Source organism: Streptomyces sp. Ac-502, assembly GCF_045222935.1.
GTDB classification, from domain to species: Bacteria; Actinomycetota; Actinomycetes; order Streptomycetales; family Streptomycetaceae; genus Streptomyces; species Streptomyces monomycini.
Genome location: NZ_JBHFFO010000001.1, coordinates 6,482,746 through 6,503,478, shown reverse-complemented (window position 1 = coordinate 6,503,478; position 20,733 = coordinate 6,482,746). Strand labels below are relative to the sequence as shown.

Annotated in this window: 19 protein-coding genes and 3 pseudogenes; 13 read left to right on the top strand and 9 right to left on the bottom strand. The window is 71.3% G+C overall.

The window, feature by feature from the left end; translation table 11 throughout:
* Positions 1–254: 254 nt before the first annotated feature.
* A pseudogene (locus ACEXOX_RS29690) lies at positions 255–1,387 on the top strand (cytochrome P450); the annotation flags it as partial.
* Between the two features lie 71 nt (positions 1,388–1,458).
* Here ACEXOX_RS29690 and glyA read toward each other — a convergent pair.
* Positions 1,459–2,783: pseudogene (glyA, locus tag ACEXOX_RS29685) on the bottom strand (serine hydroxymethyltransferase).
* A 248-nt stretch (positions 2,784–3,031) separates the two neighbouring features.
* Here glyA and rocD point away from each other — a divergent pair.
* Entirely contained in the window at positions 3,032–4,249 is a 1,218-nt protein-coding gene (rocD, locus tag ACEXOX_RS29680) for an ornithine--oxo-acid transaminase (RefSeq protein ID WP_406524181.1), read from the top strand.
* Positions 4,250–4,321: 72 nt separating this feature from the next.
* Here the strand turns inward: rocD and ACEXOX_RS29675 are convergent, their stop codons facing one another.
* Both ACEXOX_RS29675 and ACEXOX_RS29670 read right to left on the bottom strand, forming a co-directional pair.
* Positions 4,322–5,515: a glutathionylspermidine synthase family protein gene (locus ACEXOX_RS29675; RefSeq protein WP_406524180.1), complete on the bottom strand. Its 1,194-nt coding sequence runs from the start codon at positions 5,513–5,515 to the stop codon at positions 4,322–4,324.
* Positions 5,516–5,555: 40 nt separating this feature from the next.
* The gene (locus ACEXOX_RS29670) at positions 5,556–5,981 is read right to left on the bottom strand and encodes a hypothetical protein (protein ID WP_406524179.1); all 426 of its coding nucleotides are present in this window, start codon (positions 5,979–5,981) and stop codon (positions 5,556–5,558) included.
* Positions 5,982–6,107: 126 nt separating this feature from the next.
* Here ACEXOX_RS29670 and ACEXOX_RS29665 point away from each other — a divergent pair, with 126 nt between their 5' ends.
* On the top strand, positions 6,108–7,001 hold the full coding sequence (locus ACEXOX_RS29665; RefSeq protein ID WP_406526507.1) for a hypothetical protein: 894 nt from the start codon (positions 6,108–6,110) through the stop codon (positions 6,999–7,001).
* Here ACEXOX_RS29665 and ACEXOX_RS29660 read toward each other — a convergent pair.
* Positions 6,975–8,410 (bottom strand): annotated as a pseudogene (locus tag ACEXOX_RS29660) (PLP-dependent aminotransferase family protein). The gene ACEXOX_RS29665 and the pseudogene ACEXOX_RS29660 sit on opposite strands and share 27 nt — an antisense overlap.
* 47 nt (positions 8,411–8,457) lie before the next feature.
* On the opposite strand from ACEXOX_RS29660, the gene ACEXOX_RS29655 reads away from it, so the two are divergent.
* Genes ACEXOX_RS29655 through ACEXOX_RS29645 form a run of 3 tightly spaced genes read left to right on the top strand, consistent with a single transcriptional unit; the run spans position 8,458 to position 10,168 of the window.
* Positions 8,458–8,928, top strand: a complete 471-nt coding sequence (locus tag ACEXOX_RS29655; protein ID WP_406524178.1) for a carboxymuconolactone decarboxylase family protein — start codon at positions 8,458–8,460, stop codon at positions 8,926–8,928.
* Positions 8,928–9,416: a carboxymuconolactone decarboxylase family protein gene (locus tag ACEXOX_RS29650; protein ID WP_406524177.1), complete on the top strand. Its 489-nt coding sequence runs from the start codon at positions 8,928–8,930 to the stop codon at positions 9,414–9,416. The genes ACEXOX_RS29655 and ACEXOX_RS29650 overlap by 1 nt, the downstream gene beginning before the upstream one ends.
* Positions 9,413–10,168, top strand: coding sequence for an isocitrate lyase/phosphoenolpyruvate mutase family protein (locus ACEXOX_RS29645; protein WP_406524176.1), 756 nt, complete (start codon positions 9,413–9,415; stop codon positions 10,166–10,168). The genes ACEXOX_RS29650 and ACEXOX_RS29645 overlap by 4 nt, the downstream gene beginning before the upstream one ends.
* A gap of 54 nt (positions 10,169–10,222) precedes the next feature.
* On the opposite strand, the gene ACEXOX_RS29640 is transcribed toward ACEXOX_RS29645, so the two are convergent.
* Positions 10,223–11,005, bottom strand: coding sequence for a Clp protease N-terminal domain-containing protein (locus ACEXOX_RS29640; protein ID WP_406524175.1), 783 nt, complete (start codon positions 11,003–11,005; stop codon positions 10,223–10,225).
* Between the two features lie 97 nt (positions 11,006–11,102).
* On the opposite strand from ACEXOX_RS29640, the gene ACEXOX_RS29635 reads away from it, so the two are divergent.
* The 3 genes from ACEXOX_RS29635 to ACEXOX_RS29625 all read left to right on the top strand — a co-directional run bounded on the left by ACEXOX_RS29635 (position 11,103) and on the right by ACEXOX_RS29625 (position 14,630).
* On the top strand, positions 11,103–11,789 hold the full coding sequence (locus ACEXOX_RS29635; protein WP_406524174.1) for a TetR/AcrR family transcriptional regulator: 687 nt from the start codon (positions 11,103–11,105) through the stop codon (positions 11,787–11,789).
* A complete protein-coding gene (locus tag ACEXOX_RS29630; RefSeq protein ID WP_406524173.1) occupies positions 11,786–12,550 on the top strand; it encodes a hypothetical protein in 765 nt (254 codons plus the stop codon). The genes ACEXOX_RS29635 and ACEXOX_RS29630 overlap by 4 nt, the downstream gene beginning before the upstream one ends.
* 619 nt (positions 12,551–13,169) lie before the next feature.
* Positions 13,170–14,630, top strand: a complete 1,461-nt coding sequence (locus ACEXOX_RS29625) for a mycolysin (protein ID WP_406524172.1) — start codon at positions 13,170–13,172, stop codon at positions 14,628–14,630.
* Between the two features lie 80 nt (positions 14,631–14,710).
* Here ACEXOX_RS29625 and ACEXOX_RS29620 read toward each other — a convergent pair whose 3' ends face one another.
* The gene (locus ACEXOX_RS29620) at positions 14,711–15,124 is read right to left on the bottom strand and encodes a hypothetical protein (protein WP_406524171.1); all 414 of its coding nucleotides are present in this window, start codon (positions 15,122–15,124) and stop codon (positions 14,711–14,713) included.
* Positions 15,125–15,213: 89 nt separating this feature from the next.
* On the opposite strand from ACEXOX_RS29620, the gene ACEXOX_RS29615 reads away from it, so the two are divergent.
* The 3 genes from ACEXOX_RS29615 (at position 15,214) to ACEXOX_RS29605 (ending at position 16,583) form a co-directional block, all read left to right on the top strand.
* Positions 15,214–16,050, top strand: a complete 837-nt coding sequence (locus ACEXOX_RS29615) for a Scr1 family TA system antitoxin-like transcriptional regulator (protein WP_406524170.1) — start codon at positions 15,214–15,216, stop codon at positions 16,048–16,050.
* Positions 16,047–16,247: a DUF397 domain-containing protein gene (locus ACEXOX_RS29610; RefSeq protein WP_406524169.1), complete on the top strand. Its 201-nt coding sequence runs from the start codon at positions 16,047–16,049 to the stop codon at positions 16,245–16,247. Before ACEXOX_RS29615 ends, ACEXOX_RS29610 begins: the two co-directional genes overlap by 4 nt.
* A 138-nt stretch (positions 16,248–16,385) precedes the next feature.
* The gene (locus ACEXOX_RS29605; RefSeq protein WP_406524168.1) at positions 16,386–16,583 is read left to right on the top strand and encodes a DUF397 domain-containing protein; all 198 of its coding nucleotides are present in this window, start codon (positions 16,386–16,388) and stop codon (positions 16,581–16,583) included.
* Between the two features lie 273 nt (positions 16,584–16,856).
* Here ACEXOX_RS29605 and ACEXOX_RS29600 read toward each other — a convergent pair whose 3' ends face one another.
* Both ACEXOX_RS29600 and ACEXOX_RS29595 read right to left on the bottom strand, forming a co-directional pair.
* Complete coding sequence (locus tag ACEXOX_RS29600; RefSeq protein ID WP_406524167.1) at positions 16,857–17,471, bottom strand: TetR/AcrR family transcriptional regulator; 615 nt, start codon at positions 17,469–17,471, stop codon at positions 16,857–16,859.
* The gene (locus ACEXOX_RS29595) at positions 17,471–18,319 is read right to left on the bottom strand and encodes an oxidoreductase (protein WP_406524166.1); all 849 of its coding nucleotides are present in this window, start codon (positions 18,317–18,319) and stop codon (positions 17,471–17,473) included. The genes ACEXOX_RS29600 and ACEXOX_RS29595 overlap by 1 nt, the downstream gene beginning before the upstream one ends.
* 469 nt (positions 18,320–18,788) lie before the next feature.
* Here ACEXOX_RS29595 and ACEXOX_RS29590 point away from each other — a divergent pair, with 469 nt between their 5' ends.
* Positions 18,789–19,454 carry a class I SAM-dependent methyltransferase gene (locus tag ACEXOX_RS29590; RefSeq protein WP_406524165.1) on the top strand — a complete coding sequence of 222 codons (666 nt, stop codon included), beginning with the start codon at positions 18,789–18,791 and terminating at the stop codon, positions 19,452–19,454.
* Positions 19,455–19,540: 86 nt separating this feature from the next.
* Here the strand turns inward: ACEXOX_RS29590 and ACEXOX_RS29585 are convergent, their stop codons facing one another.
* Positions 19,541–20,707: a trypsin-like serine peptidase gene (locus tag ACEXOX_RS29585; protein WP_406524164.1), complete on the bottom strand. Its 1,167-nt coding sequence runs from the start codon at positions 20,705–20,707 to the stop codon at positions 19,541–19,543.
* Positions 20,708–20,733: the final 26 nt, after the last annotated feature.

The window sequence follows — 20,733 nt, the reverse complement described above, 5'->3', positions numbered from 1 at the left end:
CGCACGGGGTGCCCGCCCGGGCCGGGTACGACCGCCAGGCCCGTCCGCACCCTGGCCCCCGCCCCCGGAGCTGGAACCGTGGAGCCATGACAGAAGCCGATGCCTCTCCGTCCGGTACGGCATCTTCGTCCGGTACGGCACCCGGATCAGCCCCGGCCACTCCCCCTCCCTCCCCGCCCTCCCCCTACCCCCTCGACCCCACCGGCGCCGGCCTGCGCGAGGCCGCCCAGGAGTTGCGGGCCCGCGGTCCCGCCGTGCCGGTGGTGCTCCCCGGCGGCGTCCTCGGCCACGCCGTCACCCGCCACCACGCCCTGCGCGATTTCCTCACCCACCCGGAAGTGGCCAAGAACGCCTGCCACTTCGCCGCGCTGCGCGAGGGCCGTATCCCGCCCGGCTGGCAGCTCTCCACCTTCGCGACCGTGGACGGGATGACCACGGCCGACGGCGCGGACCACCGGCGGCTGCGGGAGCCGGTCGTCAAGGCGCTCTCGCCCCGGCGGGTGGCCGCGCTGCGGCCGCGGGTGGAGCGGCTGACCGCCGAGCTGCTCGACGGCCTGCCCGCGCCGGCCGCGCAGGGCGGGGGGACGGTAGATCTCCGGTACGCCTTCGCCTATCCGCTGCCCATGCGGGTGATCTCCGAACTGATCGGGGTGGACGAGGAGTTCCGGGACCGGCTGCACGAGCTGTCCGGTCTGGTGGTGAACACGGTCATCGACCAGGAGACGGCGCTGGCGGCCAACCGGGAGCTGATCGCGGTTCTCGGGCAGGTCGTGGCGGCCCGCCGCGCGGCGCCGGGCGACGACCTGACCAGCGCGCTCATCGCGGCGTGCGACGCGGACGAGGCCCGGCTGAGCGAACGGGAGCTGGTCGGCACCCTGCTGCTGACGATCGCCGCCGGGCACCAGACCACCCTCGACCTGATCTGCAACGCCGTACGGGCCCTGTGTGCGGACCGCGAGCAGCTGGACCTGGTCCGTTCCGGGCGGGCGGACTGGGCGGACGTGGTGGAGGAGACGTTGCGCCACGACAGCCCGGTGGCCAATTTCCCGTTCCGCTATCCGACCCGTGACCTGGACATCGGCGGCACGGTCATTCCCCGGGGACGCCGGTGCTCGCCGCGTACGGGGCGGCCGGGCGCGACCCGGAGGCGTACGGGCCGGACGCGGACCGCTTCGACGTGACGCGGCGGCCCGCCGCCCGGCACCTGTCCTTCGGGCACGGGGCGCACGTGTGCCCGGGCGCGCCGCTGGCCCGCCTGGAGGCCGGCATCGCGCTGCGGGCGCTGTTCGACCGGTTCCCCGACCTGGCCCTGGCCGTGCCGGAGGCGGACCTGCGGCCGCTGCCCACCTTCGTGGGCAACAGCGTCATGGAGCTTCCGGTACGGCTGGGCCGGGACCTGGGGCCGGGCGTGCGGCCCGGGGACGGTCAGGACGGGTCACCCGTGCGGCCCGGGGACGGTCAGGACGGGTCGGCCACCGGTCCCGACGCCGGATCGGCCACCGGTCCCGACGCCGGATCGGCCACCAGCCCCGGCGCCGGATAGGCCGCCATCAGCTCGGCGACCTCGGCGCGGATCGTGGTGAGCGCGTCCTCGTCGCCCGCGCCCGCGGCCTCGACGCCCCGGGTGATCCAGTCGGCGACCTGCGGCATGTGCTCGGTGCCCAGGCCGCGCGAGGTCAGCGACGGGGTGCCGATGCGGATGCCGGACGGGTCGAACGGCTTGCGGGTGTCGAACGGGACGGTGTTGTAGTTGACGACGATCCCGGCCCGGTCCAGCGCCTTGGCGGCGATCTTGCCGGGCACCTCCTTGGGGGTGAGGTCCATCAGGATCAGGTGGTTGTCCGTACCGCCGGAGACCAGGTCGAAGCCGCGGGCCAGCAGCTGTTCGGCGAGGGCCTGGGCGTTGGCGACGACGGCGTGCGCGTAGGCGCGGAAGGATGGCTGCGCGGCCTCGTGGAGGGCGACCGCGACGGCGGCGGTGGTGTGGTTGTGCGGGCCGCCCTGAAGGCCGGGGAAGACGGCCTTGTCGAGGGGCTTCGCGTACTGCTCGCGGGACATCAGCATGGCGCCGCGCGGGCCGCGCAGCGTCTTGTGGGTGGTGGTGGAGATGACGTCGGCGTGCGGCACCGGTGAGGGTGGGCGCCGCCCGCGACCAGCCCGGCGATGTGCGCGATGTCGGCGACCAGGACGGCGTCCACCTCGCGGGCGATCTCGGCGAAGGCGGCGAAGTCGATGGTGCGCGGCACGGCCGTACCGCCGCAGAAGATCAGCTTCGGGCGCTCCTTGAGGGCCAGGTCGCACACCTCGTCGAAGTCGATACGGGCGGTGTCGGCCCGTACGCCGTACTGCACGCCGCGGAACCACTTGCCGGTGGCCGAGACGCCCCAGCCGTGCGTGAGGTGGCCGCCCATCGGCAGCGCCATGCCCATCACGGTGTCGCCGGGCTCGGCGAAGGCGAGGTAGACGGCGAGGTTGGCGGGCGAGCCGGAGTACGGCTGGACGTTGGCGTGCTCGACGCCGAAGACGGCCTTGGCGCGGTCGGCGGCCAGTCGTTCGACGAGATCGATGTTCTGCTGGCCTTCGTAGTAGCGACGGCCGGCGTATCCCTCGCTGTACTTGTTCTGCAGGACGGTGCCGGTGGCTTCGAGGACCGCGGTGGAGACGTAGTTCTCGGAGGGGATCAGGCGCAGCGTCTCGGCCTGGAGCCGTTCCTCGGCACCGATCAGGGCGGCCAGTTCGGGGTCGGCGGCGGCGAGGGCGGGGTGGGGCAGGGGATGACTCATGAGGTCCTCCGGGGCGATCGGTCCGTACGGCTTTCCGGTCGTGCTCCCGGGTGCCCAGGCGGGGCGACACCTCGTGGTGGGCCGTGGCGGGACGGCCGCGCGCCGCTTCCTCGGGGTCGCTTCCCCGTGCGCCAGTCGCGGTGCGCGGCGCCAGTCTATCGGGGGCTGTGCGGCGCAACCTTTCTTCGCATACCGTCCGCCCAACGGGATTTTTCCGCCCGGGATCGCCCGCATACCGAACGGAGTCAATGGTGACCTCCACGACGTCCACGGAACGCAGCATCGCCGTCGCCGAAGCCCACAGCGCGCACAACTACCACCCGCTTCCCGTCGTCGTGGCCTCCGCCGAAGGGGCCTGGATGACGGACGTCGAGGGCAGGCGCTATCTGGACATGCTCGCCGGGTACTCGGCGCTCAACTTCGGCCACGGCAACCGGCGGCTGATCGAGGCTGCCAAGCGGCAGCTGGACCGGGTGACGCTGACGTCGCGCGCCTTCCACCACGACCGGTTCGCCGAGTTCTGCACGCGGCTCGCCGAGTTCTGCGGCATGGAAATGGTGCTGCCGATGAACACCGGCGCGGAGGCCGTCGAGACGGCGGTCAAGACCGCCCGCAAGTGGGGGTACCGGGCCAAGGGCGTCCCGGACGGCCGGGCGAAGATCGTCGTGGCGGAGAACAACTTCCACGGCCGGACGACCACGATCGTCTCCTTCTCCACCGACCCGGAGGCGCGCGCCGACTACGGCCCGTACACCCCGGGCTTCGAGATCGTCCCGTACGGCGATCTCCAGGCGCTGGCGGACGCGGTGGACGAGGACACCGTGGCGGTGCTGATCGAGCCGATCCAGGGCGAGGCGGGCGTGCTGGTGCCGCCGTCCGGATACCTGCCGGGCGTACGGGAGTTGACCCGCGAGCGCAACGTGCTGTTCATCGCGGACGAGATCCAGTCCGGCCTGGGCCGCACGGGCGCGGACTTCGCCTGCCGGCACGAGGACGTGGTGCCGGACATGTACGTGCTCGGCAAGGCGCTGGGCGGCGGCATCGTGCCGGTGTCGGCGGTGGTCTCCTCGCGTGAGGTGCTGGGCCTGTTCCGGCCGGGCGAGCACGGGTCGACGTTCGGCGGCAACCCGCTCGCGTGCGCGGTGGCGCTGGAGGTCCTGGCGATGCTGCGGTCCGGCGAGTACCAGCAGCGCGCCACGGAACTGGGCGAGCACCTGCATCACGAGCTGGGGCTGCTGGTGGGCGGTGGCGCGGTGGACGCGGTGCGCGGGCGCGGGCTGTGGGCCGGGGTCGACATCAGCCCGGCCCTGGGGACGGGCCGGGAGATCTCGGAGCGGCTGATGAAGCTGGGCGTCCTGGTCAAGGACACCCACGGCAGCACCATCCGGCTGGCGCCCCCGCTGGTGATCTCCAAGGAGGACCTGGACTGGGGGCTGGACCAGCTGCGGACGGTGCTGGCCGGGTGACCGGAAGCCGCGCTCCGCTTCAGGCCGTGCGGCCGGGCCCCCTGCAAGCCGTACGGCCGCAGGGGCCGCGTCTCACAGGATCACATGCGGCAGGAACCGGGCGTACTCGTCCGTGACCAGCCCCGCCGACTCCCGGATGCCGAGCCCCGCCGACTCGTTCTCGACGACCCACGCGCCGAGCACCACCCGGTTGCCGTCGAAGTCGGGCAGCGGGGCCAACTCCTGGTAGCAGCACGGCTCGTCGCGTACGACGGGGGCCGCACCCGCCGCGTGGACGGTGACGCCGGCACCCTCACGGCCGAGCAGCGGCTTGGCCACGTACCCGGGCGTGCCCGGCCCGTCCGCCAGTTCGCGCGGCCCGTCGAGATGGGCGGGCAGCAGGTTCGGGTGGCCCGGGTACAGCTCCCAGAGGACGGCGAGGAGCGCCTTGTTGGAGAGGAGCATCTTCCAGGCGGGCTCGATCCACAGGGTGCTGCCGGTGCCGCCGCCGTTGTCGAGCGTGTCGAGCACGTGCGGCCCGAACTCGTCCGTGGCCAGCCACTCCCACGGGTAGAGCTTGAAGCAGGACCGGATGAAGCGCAGCCGCTGGTCGACGAAGCGGCCCGAGAGGTGGTCCCAGCCGATCTCCTCGACCGGTATCGCCACCGTCTCCAGCCCGGCCTGCTGGGCCGTCTCCTCCAGGTAGGCGACGGTCATCAGGTCCTCGCCCAGCTCGTCGCCGGCGGAGTGCGCGAAGTGCACCGGCGCGCCCGGCGGCAGCAGCCTGGCCTGTTTGCGCCAGGCGTCGACCAGCCGTTCGTGGAGCGAATTCCACTGGTCGGCGCCAGGGAAACGTTCCTCCATCCAGAACCACTGCGGGCCCGCCGCCTCGACCAGCGAGGTCGGCGTGTCCGCGTTGTACTCCAGCATCTTGGCGGGCCCGGTGCCGTCGTACCGCAGGTCGAACCGCCCGTAGAGGGTGGGCAGTTCGGCGCGCCGGTACCAGGACTCGGCGACCAGGTCCGCCAGCCGCCGGTCCTCGATGCCGAGGTCGGCGAAGCGCCGGTGCTCGACGATGTGCGCGGCGGCGGCCAGGCACATGGCGTGCAGTTCCTCGACGACCTCCTCCAGTGCCTCGACCTCGGGCAGCGAGAAGGAGTAGTACGCGCTCTCGTCCCAGTAGGGGCGCAGCGAGTCGTCCGGGTAGCGGGTCAGCGGGTAGATCAGGCCCTGCGCCTCGACGGTCTGCTGCCAGCCGGGGCGCGGTGGGATGGTGTGCCGCTTCATACGGGGCTCACCCCGGACGCTCCGTTCCGTCGCACCGCCGTCACCCGCCGCTGGAGCCGGAGCAGCCGAAGCCGCCGCGGTTGACGGCGGTGCTGTGGCTGAAGGTTCCGGAGTCGGCGTAGCGGCCGCTGACGTCGGAGCCGTAGTACCACTGGCCGTCGACCTTCTGGCCGCGCCCGGCGGTGCCGCCGGGGGCGCCCTTGCTCTTGCCGGTGTTCTTGCCGGACGACGAGCCCGCACTACCCGTGCCGCCCGTACTGCCGGTGCCGCTCGACCCGCTGCCGCTCTTGCAGGACTTGGAGTCGATGACGCGGTAGCCCTTGACCGCGTCGTAGCTGTTCCGGTCGACGCAGCGCTTGTCCGGTTCCGAGCCGCAGGACGTGAGCGCTGCCGCCAGCGCGCCCATGCTGCCCAGGACCACCGTGCTCGACCGCAGCCTCCGCCGGGCCTTCGTGTGCTCTGCCATCCCTTGCCTACCCCCGTACATCTGTGGCAACAGTTTTCAGCCACGCCAGCCTAAGGGCCGTGGCCCGTGTCACCGCAACGGGTCCAAGGGGACGGCCGGGCCTACAGTCGATGTGTGCTGCTTGGGATGATCTGTGCGCTCGGTTCGGCGGTCTGCTTCGGTACGGCGTCGGTCCTTCAGGCGGTGGCGGCCCGCGCCACCGCGCCGGGGACCGGCTCGGGCTCCGGGGTGGATCCCAGACTGCTGTTGCGGGTCCTGGGCCAGTGGCGCTATCTGCTCGGCCTCGCCCTGGACGGCTGCGGCTTCCTCCTCGAACTGGTGGCGCTGCGCTCGCTGCCGATCTACGCGGTGGGCGCGGCCCTCGCCGCCAGTCTCGCGGTGACCGCGGTCGTGGCCGTACCGCTGCTGCGGGTACGGCTCAGCCGGGCGGAGTGGGCCGCCGTACTGGTGGTCTGCGGCGGGCTGGCCCTGCTCGGACTGGCCTCGGGCGCGGAGGGGAAGGGTACGGGGTCCACCGCGCTGCGCTTCGGGACGCTGGCCGTCGCGCTGGCGATCCTGGCCTGGGGCGTGCCGGCCGGGCGGCTGCCCGGCCGGGCGCGGGCGGCGGCGCTGGGGCTCGGCGCCGGGTTCGGCTTCGGCGTCGTGGAGGTCGCCGTACGCCTGGTCCCCGACCTGTCACCCGGGTCCCTCCTGTCCAACCCCGCCACGTACGCCCTGCTCGTCGGCGGCGGCGCGGCCTTCCTGTTGCTGACCTCGGCCCTCCAGCGCGGCTCGGTGACGGCGGCCACGGCGGGCATGGTCATCGGCGAGACGCTCGGGCCCGCGCTGGTCGGCGTGGTCTGGCTCGGCGACCGGACCCGTGCCGGGCTGGCGCCGCTGGGCATCGCGGGGTTCGCGCTGGCGGTGCTGGGCGCGCTCGCGCTGGCCCGTTTCGGGGAGGCGCCGGAGGAGGCAGGGGTGGCGGAGGTGGCGGAGGAGCCCGCCACGCCCGGCCTACGGCGCGGGCGGCAGAACCCGTAGCAGCGCCTCCAGTACCCCCGCGAAAGCGTGATCGGGCGGCCTGCCGTACGTCACGACCAGCCCGTCCCGCGGCGCGGTCCCACCCGCTCCTTCCTGGCCCGCGGAGTGCGCGAACGTACTCAGCCCCTCCAGCGCCAGCCCCTGCCACCGGGCCGCCTGGACGACGGACTGCTCGGTGCCGGGCGGCAGTTCGAGGACGACGTGCAGCCCCGCCGCGATGCCGCTGACCCGGATGTGCGGGGCCTGTTCGGCCAGTGCGGTGACGAGCTGGTCGCGGCGGCGCCGGTAGCGCAGCCGCATGCCGCGTACGTGCCGGTCGTACGCGCCGGAGGCCATGAACTCGGCGAGCGTCAGCTGTTCCAGCGCGCTGGTCTGCCACTCCCCCGTGCTCTTGAGGGCCAGCACCGGGTCGACGAGGTGGTCGGGGAGCACCATCCAGGCCAGCCGCAGCGCGGGGCGAGGCTCTTGCTCGCGGTACCGAGGTAGGCGACGCGGTCCGGGTCGAGTCCTTGCAGAGCCCCGACCGGCTGCCGGTCGTACCGGAACTCGCCGTCGTAATCGTCCTCCAGCACCAGCCCGCCGCCGGCCCGCGCCCAGTCGATGACGGCGGCGCGGCGGTCGGGATGCAGCGGTACGCCGGTGGGGAACTGGTGCGCCGGGGTGAGCAGCGCCGCCCGTACGCCGGGCAGGTCCGCCAGCCGTCCGGTGTCCGCGCCGTGCGCGTCGACGGGCAGCGGGGTGGGGCGCAAGCCGGCGCGCGTCAGCACGTCGCGGTGGAAGTGGAGGCCGTACGCCTCGGTGCCGACTCCGCGCGCCCCCGAGTCCCGCAGGACGCGGGCGAGCAGGCCGAGGCCCTGCATGAAGCCGGTGCAGACGACGACGTGCTCGGGGTCGGTCCGCACGCCGCGGGCGCGCGCCAGGTAGTCGGCGAGCACGGTGCGCAGTTCCGGGCGGCCGAGGGACGGGCTGTAGCCGAACGCGTCGTTGGGGGCGGCGGTGAGCGCGCGGCGGGCGGCGGCGAGCCAGGCGGCGCGGGGGAAGCCGGAGACGTCCGGGGTGCCGGGGCGCAGGTCGTAGCGCGGGCGGTCGGGCATCGGGGGCCGGGCGGCGCGCCGGGCGGGCGGTGCGGAGCGGGACGGTTCGGCGCGCCGGGCGACCCGGGTGCCGGAGCCCTGCCGGGCGCTCAGCCAGCCCTCGGCGACCAGCTCGGCGTACGCGTCGGCGACGGTGTTGCGGGCGATGCCGAGGTCGGCGGCGAGCGTACGGGAGGACGGCAGCCGGGTGCCGGGCGTCAGGCGGCCCGTACGGACGGCCTCGCGCAGGGACCGCATCAGGCAGGCGCGCAGCCCGCCGGGACCGGAGAGGTCCAGGTGCAGGTCGCGCCCGAAAGTGGCCCAGGAATCGTCCATACGAATGGACCATACCCGTGTGCCAATGGCGGCATAGTGTCGCTGGCATGACGACGAACCCCCAGCACGGGCACCATCAGCCCCGCATCGCCATCGCGCGCAACGCACCCGAGGTGTACAAGGCGATGGTCGCCCTCGACGCGGCCGCCAAGAAGGGTCTGGACCCGGCGCTGGTCCACCTGGTGAAGATCCGCGCCTCGCAGGTCAACCACTGCGCCTTCTGCATCGACATGCACATCAAGGAGGCCCGCAAGGAGGGCGAGACCGAGGAGCGCGTGTACCTCCTCAACGCCTGGGAGGAGGCCGGCGCCCACTACACCCCGAAGGAGCAGGCCGCCCTCGCGCTGACCGAGGCGGTCACCGTCCTGACCGACGGTTTCGTGCCGGACGCGGTCTACGAACGGGCCGCCGCCCACTTCGAAGAGGCCGAACTGGCCCAGCTGATTGCCCTGATCACCACCATCAACGCGTGGAACCGCTTCGGTGTGACCACCCGTATGACCCCCGGACAGGCGTGATGACGAACACCACCGAAACCACCACCGACACGACCACCGACGCCGCCCGGCTCAACTTCTACAAGCTCGCTCCGGGCGTCTACCAGCCCCTGCTGAACGCGCACACCGCCGCCAAGAAAGGCCTGGGCGACGACGTCCTGGCCGAGCTGGTCCTGATCCGCGCCTCGCAGATCAACCACTGCGCCTTCTGCATCGACATGCACATCAAGGACGCGCAGAAGGCCGGGGTCTCCGAGGAACGCATCTACCTTCTCAACGCCTGGGAGGAGGCCGGCGCCCACTACACCCCGAAGGAGCAGGCCGCCCTCGCGCTGACCGAGGCGGTCACCGTCCTGACCGACGGTTTCGTGCCGGACGCGGTCTACGAGCGCGCCGCCGCCCATTTCGACGAGCCCGAACTCGCCCACCTGATCTCCCTGATCACCACCATCAACATGTGGAACCGCATCAACGTCGCGGTCCGCCAGCCCATCGGCGGCGGCGCGTGACCGCAGCCGCCCTGCGCGCCCTGCACCACGGCCGGGCGGCGGACGACCCGCTCGTCCTGCCCGGCCCGTGGGACGCGGAGAGCGCGCGGATCTTCGCGGCGGCCGGTTTCCCGGCCCTGGCGACGCCGAGCGCGGGCATCGCGGCGTCGCTGGGGTACGAGGACGGGAGCACACCGCCGGACGAGATGTTCGCGGCGGTGGGCCGGATCGTCCGGGCCGTGGACGTACCGGTGACGGCGGACCTGGAGGCCGGGTACGGGCTGCCCGCGCGGGACCTGGTGGAACGTATCGCCGCGACCGGCGCGGTGGGCTGCAACATCGAGGACAGCGACCAGGGGACCGGGCAGCTCACCGACGTGGAGCGGCAGGCGGACCGGCTGGCGGAGATCCGGGCGGCGGCCGGCGACGAGCTGGTGATCAACGCCCGTACGGACGTGTTCCTGCGGGCCGCGGGCGGGCCGGGCGGCGCCGAGGCGGACCTGACCGCCCAGGTCGAGGAGGCGGTGCGGCGCGGGCTTCGGTACGCCGCCGCGGGCGCCGACTGCGTGTATCCGATCCTCGCGCCGCCGCAGGTGCTGCGGGAGCTGGCGGACCGGATCGGGCTGCCGGTCAACGCCCTCGCCGTACCGGGCGGTCCGCCCCCGCGCGAACTCGGCACGCTGGGCGCGTCCCGGGTCACCTTCGGCGGCGGGTTGCACCGGCGGGCGATGGATGGGGTACGGGCGGTGGCGGAGGCGCTCCGTACCGGCTGATGAGCGACCTGATCCGCGGGGGTGACGGCGGCCTCCGCCATCACCCCCGCCCGATCACTTCTGCTTCTTCTGTGTGACGTCCTGCGTGGCGTTCTGTGTGACGTTCTGCGTGGCGGCGATGATCTCGGCCAGGGCCGCCACGACATCGGCCTCGGACGCCTCCTTGGTGATGCCGAGGCCGCTCAGCACCCCCTCGCCGTCCTCCAGTTCCAGCAGGGCGAGCAGGATGTGCTCGGTGCCGACGTAGTTGTGGCCCAGGCGCAGGGCCTCGCGGAAGGTGAGCTCCAGCGCCTTCTTCGCCTGCGCGTCGAAGGGAATCAGCGCGGGCATCTCCCCGGCCGCGTCCGGCAGCAGCTCGGTCACGCGCTGCCGTACGGCGTCCAGCGTCACGCCCTGCGCCACGATCGCGCGCGCCGCCAGGCCCTCCGGCTCGGCCAGCAGGCCGAGCACCAGGTGCAGCGGGCCGATCTCGGGGTTGCCCGCGGCGTGCGCCTCGTTCTGCGAGGTCACCACCACGTTCCGGGCGCGCTCCGTGTACCGGCTGAAGCCCTGGCTGGGATCGAGGTCGGACGCCTCACCGGGCGTCTTGGGCACGAACCGCTTCTGGGCGGCCTGCTTGGTGACGCCCATGCTCTTGCCGATGTCCGTCCAGGAGGCGCCCGAGCGGCGGGCCTGGTCCACGAAGTGGCCGATCAGGTGGTCGGCGACCTCGCCGAGGTGCTCGGCGGCGAGTACCGCGTCGGTCAGCTGGTCCAGCGCGTCGGGGTGGACCTTCTTGATGGTCTCGATCAGGTCGTCGAGACGGATCGGATGGGTGCTGCGACTGGGTTCCGTCATGCGTCAACCGTAAGTTGACGCACGTCGACCGTCAACCCCTGGTTGACGATCTCCGCTCGCCTCCCTTTTCTAGAGCGCCTGCTCTACTATTGCGCTGATGCGTACCGTCAATCCCGAAGAGCACGCCCGCAAGCGGGCCCACATCCTCGCCGCCGCGGCCGGTGAATTCGCCGCGTACGGCGTCGACGGCACCTCCACCGCGCGCATCTGCCGCGCCGCCGGGATCGGCTCCGGCACGCTCTTCCACTACTTCGCCACCAAGCGCGACATCTTCCACGCCCTGTTCAGCGACGACCTGCCGCGCAACGCCGAGGCGTGCGCCCGCGCGATCGCCCAGCGGCGGCCGGAGGACGGCATCCGCCTCCTCGTGGACCACCTGCTCACCGACCTCGCCGATCCGCTCGTACCGGGACTCGCCGCCGCGGTCGTCTTCCAGGTCAACCGGGACGAGGAGTTCGCCCGGCTGATCATGACCGACACCGCGCAGGTACGGTCCGCCCTGGAGACGCTGACGACCCGGCTCGCCAAGGAAGGGCGCCCGCTCCCCTTCCCGCCCGGACGGGTCGCCGCCTGGATCCAGGGCCTGCTGGACGCCGCGTATCTCTCCGCCGGGGAACCGGACTTCGACCCGGCGGCCCACACGACTGAACTGCGGCACATCGTCAGCTGGCTGACCGGCGGCCAAGCGCCCGGGGTGGCCCTCCCGCCCACCGCCGCTCCCCGCCGCCCGGCACCTGAAACCGCCCCGCACCGCACCGCTCCCAGAGGAGAACCGGCCCGATGACCTCCGACCACCCGCCACCCAAGGTTCCGCTGTCCAAGACCCCGGCGTCTCCCCCCGACCGGACCACCGTCGGCCCCACCACCAGCGAACGCGCCGTGCTGTGGGCAGGCTTCCCCATCCTGGGAGCGGTGGCATTGTGGCTGGCCGGCAGGGCGGCGGGCTGGGTGGCTTCGCTCCCGTGGGCCCCGTTCCAGGGGCTGTTCAAGCTGGTTGCGTCCGCGCCCGAACCGCTGCTGTCGATCGGTGCCGCGGTGGCCGGCGCCCTCGTCGGCCTGGCCATGGCCTTCTTCGCCGACCTTGAGTACGTGACGGCCGACATCGGGCCGGACGAGGCCGCCCTGACCGTCGACAGGGTCACCCGGACGGTGCCGCGGGCGGCGACCGCCGCGGTCTTCCAGGACGGCAAGAACCTGGTGCTCCTCGGCCACGACTCCGCCGAACTCGCCCGCCTGCACGGCGACTTCGACACGGAAAGGTTCGCGGCCGCCTTCGAGCTGCACGGCTACCCGTGGCGCCCGGACGGCGATCCGTACGCCGCCGACTTCCGCCGCTGGGTCGCGGCGCAGCCCGACCTGTCCAGCGAGGCCCACGCCTTGCTCAAGGCCCGCGCGCACGCCCTGAAGAAGGACCAGAAGAAGGACGCCGAACAGCTCAGGGAGGAACTGGCCCGGCTGGGCATCGTCGTACGGGACGACAAGAAGAAGGCGCAGCACTGGAGGCGCGTCCGGCCCGCTCGGGACACGGACACACCCGCCGGATGAGAGCGACGAGCTCCACCACACCCGTCACAGCGCGTAGCCGACCCGCACCCCTGACACCGCCCCCTGAAGCGAGTGATTCCTGACACCGGCCTTTTCCGTTATCCCACAACGTCACTGGTCAGGCGCATAGTTCGCGCCTGACCGACTTTTTCGGCTCGTCATGACATGTGCAGAGCATCGTGTAGGGTTTCGATCTCTGTCACCCAGGGTGTTGCTTTGGCCAGCGATCGGGCCCCTCCGTCGCACGTCCCGGCACCCCGGTGGGCAGCGCGCAACTCCCGCACAGCGGTGCCCTCGTGAACCTGATCCGGTCGGCCGGATCCTGGCCCTGGGCGCCGCGGAAAGGTTTGCCCATGTCCCGGAAACGGGCCTTGAAGAGACGCGTCCTGCGGCCTGTCCCGCTCGTCGCACTGGCGGGCGCCGGCGCCTGTCTGGCCGTCGTCGTCGTACCGTCCGCGTTCGGCACGACCAGCCCGGCCGCCCCCGCCGGCCCGGCCGCGAAGAGCGGCACCTGCACGATCCGCACCACCGGCCAGCACTCCGAAGCTCCCCCAGCTGCCTCGGTGTCACCGCCTCCCTCGACCACCTGCCCGCCGTCGGCGAACAGGCCACACTCACCGTGGACGTCAAGGCACAGGCCGACGTCAAGAACGCCGGCCTGGCCGTCCAGCTGCCGCCCTCGCTGCGAATAGCCGACAAGGACTCCGGTCTCACCGCCCCCACGACGGACGCTTTCGGCCAGCGCACCAGCCGGCAGCTCGCCCTCACGCCGGGCACCCGCTCCGTCGAAATCAAGGTCAAGGCCGTCGCCGCCGGACCCGCGCAGATCCAGGCGGACATCAGCGACATCGACCGCCCCGACCCGCGCCGCGCCGGGCACGACTCGGTGGAACTCACCGTCGGCACCGCCAAGGGCTCCACCGACGAGGGCCTGTCGGTCGTCAAGGGCCACGCGACCAAGGTCGACGGCCCCGGCCCCGGTCAGCGCAAGCCGCGCAAGGTCACGCCCAAGACGCCCGCCCCGGCCCGCGCCTCTGCTGCCGCCGCTCCGGCCGCACGCGCCCAGGTCTGCGTCGGCGGCACCTTCCGCAACCGCTTCCAGTCCGCCGAGGGCGGCAACTGGAACGCCAAGGCCAACCGGGACGAACCGGTCAGCAACGCGAATGTCACCCTGTGGGGCAAGGCGACCGCCAACGGCGCCACGCAGAAGCTCGCCACGGGCATGACCGGCAACGGCAACGGCCAGTTCAACCTCTGCTACACACCCAGCACCGCCGTCACCTCCGCCGCCTGGGTGGAGTTCCAGACGCAGGCCGGCGGCATGTGGTCGGTGGTCGACCGCAACGGCAGCCGCTACGCGACCACCTCGTACGCGCTGAACAACGTCTCGCGCAGCACCAGCCTCGGCAACGTGTACGCCAACCAGGGACAGAGCCGGGCCTGGCACGCGCTGGACACGCTCAACAAGCTCTGGTGGAACCGTGGTTCCACCACCAACTGCTGGGCGTCCAGCCAGCAGAACGGCCGTTGCACCCCGATCACCGTGCAGTGGTACCCCGGCTCCACCGACGGTACGTACTGGATGTCCGGCGAGGACAAGATCCACCTCGCGGACGACGACCCGGACTCCGAGCACACCACCGTCCACGAGGCGGGCCACGCGCTGATGGGCAAGCTTTACCGGGGCTGGTGGCCGCAGGTCACCAACTGCTCGCCCCACTACGTGAGCCGCACCTCCTCCGCCAGCTGCGGCTGGACCGAGGGCTTCGCCGACGCGGTGGCGTTCCACACGTTCGACGACACCACGTTCTACTGGGGCAACGGCGCCTCCCAGAACCTCGCCAACGACCGCTCCACCAGCGGAATCGACCCGGGCGACGCGTGTGAGGCCCGCGTCGCCACCGCGCTGGTCGACCTGTGGTCCCAGGTCGACGGCGACTGGACGAGGAGCAACACGATGATGGCCCGGGACCCGCAGTCCAGCTTCCGCGAGTACTTCACCACCGACCGGCCGGCGTACGGCCTGGACACGGGGCAGACCGCACGCAACATCATCTGGAAGCACACCATCTGGTACTGATGAGTACTGACGTGAGCTGACACCCATGGGCCGGGCCGACCACCAGTCGGCCCGGCCCATGCGCATGCGTCAGCGCACTCTCAACTCCGCTGCCGCTGACCCCCGGTGGGCGCGGTGAAGATGCTGACGGATTCCTCCATGTGCCGGGTGAAGCGTTTGTGCCCGGTCTCCGACCCGTGCGCGCGAATCCACGTGTTCGACTGCATGGGATTGTCCCAACAGGCAGAGCGCGCACCACACGCTTCCTCGTCGACTTCGGTGACGCACTCGGCGAAGTGGGAGCGAATGCCGGTGATCTGGATTTCGAGGCGGGTGGTTACGGGGGGCGTCGTCGGCGTCGTCATGGCCATGCCTTTCGGCTGGGGGAGGCTGAGGGCGGGGTCACTGTCGCCACTGGTGCGCAGAAACAACACGCCGTCACTTCCGCGCGAGCGCATGAGTCGGGTGAGGTGCTCCCGGCTGGAGAGCTGGTCAGGTTCACTCTTTCGGGACAAGGTTCGCTCCTTTCCGAAGAGGTTCAGCGTGTCCTACAGTCGAGACTCCATCAACGTGTCAATTGCGGCAGGAAAGTTGGCGGTTGCCCTTGAACCGCAAGGAGTTGAACCCGGACAGCAGTCCGCAGGCGGCCTTCGGGGCACGTCTGCGCAGCTCGCGCGAGAGCCATGGGTGGAAGCAGGAAGACCTGGCCGAGCACATGGGGTACTCCAGTACGCACATCTCAGCCGTTGAAACCGGTCGGAAGATTCCAACCTTGCGCTTTTCGCGCAGCGCCGACCGCGCCTTCGGCACCGAAGGGATAGCCGACACGTTCGAGCGGCAATGGCGCGAGATCAAGCACGGCGCACTGCTGGAGGGATTCCCGGAGTTCGTGGGGCACGAAGGCCGCGCAGCGGAGATCCGGCTGTACGAAGTCGGTGTCATGCCGGGACTTCTTCAAACGTCGGATTACGCATCCGCCCTCGCCGACAGCGCTGTTAGACGAGGCGCGATCACGGCAGAGCAGGCAAGCGAGCGAGTCTCACTCGTCTCCGAGCGTCAAGCCGTGTTGCGTCGGACGCCTCCGCCGTTGGTACTGGCGGTGCTGGATGAGAGCTGCCTGCGCCGCACCGTTGGCGAGCCTGCGGTGATGGAAGCCCAGTTTGCGCACCTGATCGACTTCGCCAAGCTCCCCAACACCATCCTTCACGTGGCCCCGTTCACCATGGGTGCGGATAGGCCGTTCGACTTGCCGATCACGGTGATCACACTGATGGACCGTTCTCTGATGTCGTACGCGGAGTCAGCCCAGCGAGGCCACCTCGAACGAGAATGCACCTCGGTAGTGCCCCTACTGACGGCCTACCATCAGTTACAGGCCGCAGCCCTCTCTCAGTCGGCTTCCGTGGCCATGATCGAACAGCTAAGAAAGGGCACACCGTGACCACCGAACCCCTCCACTGGTTCAAGTCCTCCTACAGCAACAACGGCGGCCAGTGCATAGAGGTCGCCACCAACCTCGCCGTCTCGCACGGCGTGGTCCCCGTCCGCGACTCCAAGAACCCCAACGGCTCGCACCTGACGCTCAGCGCGGACGCATGGTCCGGACTGGTCGAGTTCGCCCGGCACACCGCCATCTGATCTCAGCAGAGCGGCCACGGCCCCGCCACTCCCCAACGGAGCGGCGGGGCTCTCGCATGGTCACATGTTTCGCCCAAGCAGGCTGCGGGATAGACCCGTTGACGTGCTAGCCCCCGAGCGGCTACGAGAGGGCACCCCATGACCGCCGAGACCCCCCACTGGTTCAAGTCGCACAGCAGCAACGGCGGCGCTTGCGTAGAGGTCGCCACCAACCTCATCGCCTCACACGGCACGATCCCCGTCCGCGACTCCAAGAACCCCAACGGCCCACACCTGACGCTCAGCGCGGACGCCTGGTCCGGCCTGGTCGAGTTCGCCCGGCACGCCGCCATCTGACCTCAGCAGAGCGGCCACGGCCCCGGCACTCTCCAACGGAGCGGCGGGGCTTTCGCGTGATCACATGTTTCGCCCAAGCGAGCTGCTGGATGAGTCCGTTGACGTGCTAACCGCCCGAGCGGACACAAGTGAGCGCCCCATGACCGTCGCCCCCCACTGGCACAAGTCTTCGAACGTCAGCTGCTGGTGACCTGGGCAAGCGCGGTGGACGCGGTAGGGCTGGAAGCCACGGATCGGAGTGCGGTTACACGCCTGACCGTCACGTCAGATCCGTCAGGCGGTCAGGCCGGCGCTGGTCAGCCAGATGTGTTCGCAGGTCGCGGATGCGGCTTGCAGCGCCTCGCGGGACTCTTGTGAGGCGTGGTAGAAGGTCCGTTCGATCATCCAGCACAGGGCGCGTGCCATCGCTGGGGCTTGTTCTGGTTCGGTGCCGGCCTGGATGCCGGCCCGTTCCAGGACGGCGGTGATGGCCGCGATGAACAAGTCCGCTGTATGGCTCCACAGTTCGCCGATCTCCGGCACGGTCAACGACAGGTCGATCGCGGTGCGCATGACCAGGCCGTGTTCGTTCCACAGATCGACCGTCCGCCGCATGGCTTCTGTGATGGCCTGGCGGGGCTCGTCGGTCTGCGCGGTGGTCCGGGACCGTTCCCACAGATGCTCGACGGTCCGGGCCACAAGTGCCACGACTACTTCTTGCTTGGAGCCGAAGTAGAAGTACAGGGCGCCGCGTGTGATGCCGGCGCCCTGGGCGATGTCGCCGACGGTCATGGCGTTGTAGCCCTTGTGTGCGAGCAGGGTCTCGCAGGTGTCCAGGATGGTCCGCTCCCGCAGATCGCCCTTGCGTTCGGTGCTGCGTCGGCTCCGCGCGGGGTGGTGGCCGGGCATCAGAGCTGAGCGCCCTCGTCGAAGTCGGTCGTGCGGGAGAGCGTCTCCCATGTGCGGAGGTCCTCGTCCACGACCGCGCGTGCAGTGGTGACCATGCGCAGCGCGTCCGAGCCCAGGACCAGGTGGGCCGGCGGCTGCTCGACCGAGGTGATGTGCACGACCGCCTCCCCGGCCTTGGCCGGATTGCCCAGCTGATTGCCGCTGGCCTTCTGCCGCGCTTCGCGGATGGGGATGAACAGCTCGTCGTAGTCGTCGACGGTCCGCGCGGCGCGTGTCATGGACCGTCCGGCCCAGTCGGTGCGGAAGGAGCCGGGCTCGATCGCCGTCACGTGAATCCCGAACTGTGCGACCTCCTTGCCCAGTGCTTCGAGGATGCCTTCCAGGGCGAATTTACTGCCGCAATAAGCAGACATGCCGGGCACGGCCATGAGCCCGCCCATGGAGGTGACGGCCATCAGGTGTCCGCGCCGGCGCCGGCGCATGTGCGGCAGCGCCGCCTGCAGAGTGGCCACCGCCCCGAACACGTTCACCTCGAACTGCCGCCGCACCTCGGCCAGCGGGGTTTCCTCGAAGGTGCCCTCCAGGCCGTAGCCGGCGTTGGCGATGACGACATCCAAGGGACCGACGCCTCGCTCCACCTCCGTGATCACAACCGAGACGGCGTGGTCGTCCGTCACGTCCAGGATGCGGCCGTGGGCGTCACCGGGCTTGAGCCCCTCGAAGGCCCGCAGGTCCTCCTCGGAGCGGACCGTGCCGACAACGGTGTGACCGGCAGCCAGGGCGGCCTGGGCGAAGGCACGTCCCAGGCCCGTACTGACGCCGGTGATGAGCCAGTTCTGCTGCTGCATTGCTCCTCCAGGAAGGCATCGCGGGGAGCAGGACTACCCCCGTCCAGAAAGTCTACACAGCGTCGATTTTTATCCTCACTGTGTTGATTCCGGGTTGCTCAACGGCATCACGCTGGGCCAGGGGCGCCTCGGCCGCACCGAGACCGGGCCTGCCGGCGCACGTCGCTGCGCGCACTGGCTGGCGGGGGCTGCGGTGCCGTCCCTCGGCCCCGCCGCACTCACTCCGGAGGGGCTAGGCCTCTTCACGCGTCATGCATGCGCCAAGCGCCGCTCACAACATCAACGCGCAGTGGCGACGGCAGCCGACAACTCGCGGACTCCGGCCGCGCGTGGCTGGCGCTGGGCCAGGTCGGTGACGATGCGCCCGGCAGCGGGCCGATGGCTACTCGGGTGACTTCGCGGCGAACCCCCGCGAGGTGCAGGGCGGGCCGGTACGGTGCCAGGTCCCGTCGAACTCCCGAGGAGCCGTATGCCCCGCGCGCCACGCACCCCGGCCGAATACTGGGACACGTACAAGCCGCACCGGGGCGACGGACCTCAGTCGCGACCCGACACCGGCCGGTTCGAATGGACGCAGTACCCCGGCCACGGCCCCGGAGCCGAACTCCTCGGCTCCCCCCGCCGTGCTCTGGACCTCGGGCCGGCTGAAGGCAAGGAAGCCGCGCACCTGGCCGAACGCGGCGTACAGGTGACCGGCGTCGACCTCTCCGCCGTCCAGATCGCCCGTGCCCGCACCTGGTGGCAGGGCCTGCCGAACCTGGTCTTCGTCCACGGTGAGGCGTGCTCGCATCTCACCGAGGCCCCGGAGACGTACGACGCGATCTACTCGGTGTGGGGAGCTGTCTGGTTCACCGACCCCGATCAGCTCCTCCCGCTGATCGCCGCCCGTCTGGCTCCCGGCGGCGTGTTCGCGTTCTCCCAGGCCGAGCCGTCACCGCACGCGTACGGTCCGCAGGCCTTGCGGGGCAAGTGGCTGGAGGGCCGGGCGCGAGAGCTGACCGTACCGCGCTGGCAGTACCCGCCCGGGACCTGGGCCGATCACCTCAAGCGGGCCGGCTTCGCCCAGGTGGACGCACGCATCCTGCCGGCACCGGACGGAGAGCGGCCGGGCACGCTGTTGGTCGTTGCCCGCTGAGTTCGTTCTTGATGGTCTGCCCTGGACCCCGGCGGACTCGGGCGGGGGTGAGCCTGCCGGGCCCGGCCGGTTTCTCCCGAGGAACGTCACGCGAACTTGCGGCTGATCCCCTCGAAGACCCGCTTCGCCTCCGCGCCCAGGTGCGGGCCGGCCAGCCAGGTGTGGTTCAGGGAGCCGATGGAGCTGTTGGAGACCAGGTACGTGCGGCCGCCGTAGTTCGTGAACCAGCCGCCGCCGGACGTGCCGCCGGTCATCGTGCAGCCGATGCGGTACATCGTGGGAGTGCCCTGGGCCATCGTGAGGCGGCCGGGGCGGGCGGGGCAGTTCATCATGCGGGCGCCGTCGTACGGGGGCGCGGCCGGGTAGCCGAACGCCTGGAGGCCGCTGACGCGGTCCGCCGAGGGCGCGCCGAACCAGACCGGCAGGGCGGCGCCGACGGTCTCCTGGAGCGACTTGCCGCCGCCCCCTTCCGGCTGGACGTGCAGGACGGCGAAGTCGTACGCGCTGCCCGCGTTGCCGGACTTGGTGCTGCCCATGTCGATCCACTCACCGGACGTGGTGACCCAGTTCGCCCACCACACTCCGTACGGCGCGACCTCCTGCGCCGGAGCCCGGCCGACCTGGCTCATGGGCAGGCCCTCGTCGTTGTAGGACGGCACGAAGACGATGTTGCGCATCCAGCCGCCGCTCTTGCCGGTGTGCACGCAGTGGCCCGCGGTCCACACCAGGTTCGACTTGCCGGGGTGTGCCGGGTCCTCGACGACCGTGCCGGAGCAGACCATCGGGCCCTGCGGGCTGTCGAACATGATCTTGCCTATGGGGGCCATGTGCTGGTGGTACGGGCGGGCCACCTGCCGGGCCTGGACCGGGCGCGGTTCCGGGTCGCTGCCACCGGCGTCACCCGCGTTCTGGGTGGTGACGTCCGGCGTGTTCCTGGCCTCGGCCATCCGGGACGGGTTCCACAGGTCCTTGATGACGGGGTTGACGAACTCGGACGCCTTGCGGGCCCACTGGTCCCAGTCCTTCCAGCCGCCCCGCTGCCACTTCTTCACGTCGTCGAGGCTGGTGGGCATCCCGCTCGGCAGACCGGCGCCGCCCGCGTCCGCACCCGCCTCGCCGACGCCCTGGTGGTCCGCCGCCGCCGAACTGCCGGGGGCGGCGGCCTTGTCGCCCTGCGGGCCGCAGGCGGTCGCGGTGGCGAACAGGGCGACTGCCGCGGCGGCGGCCGTTGCGGTACGGCGTATGACAGGCATGGAGCGTGTTCCCCCTGGTTGGGCGT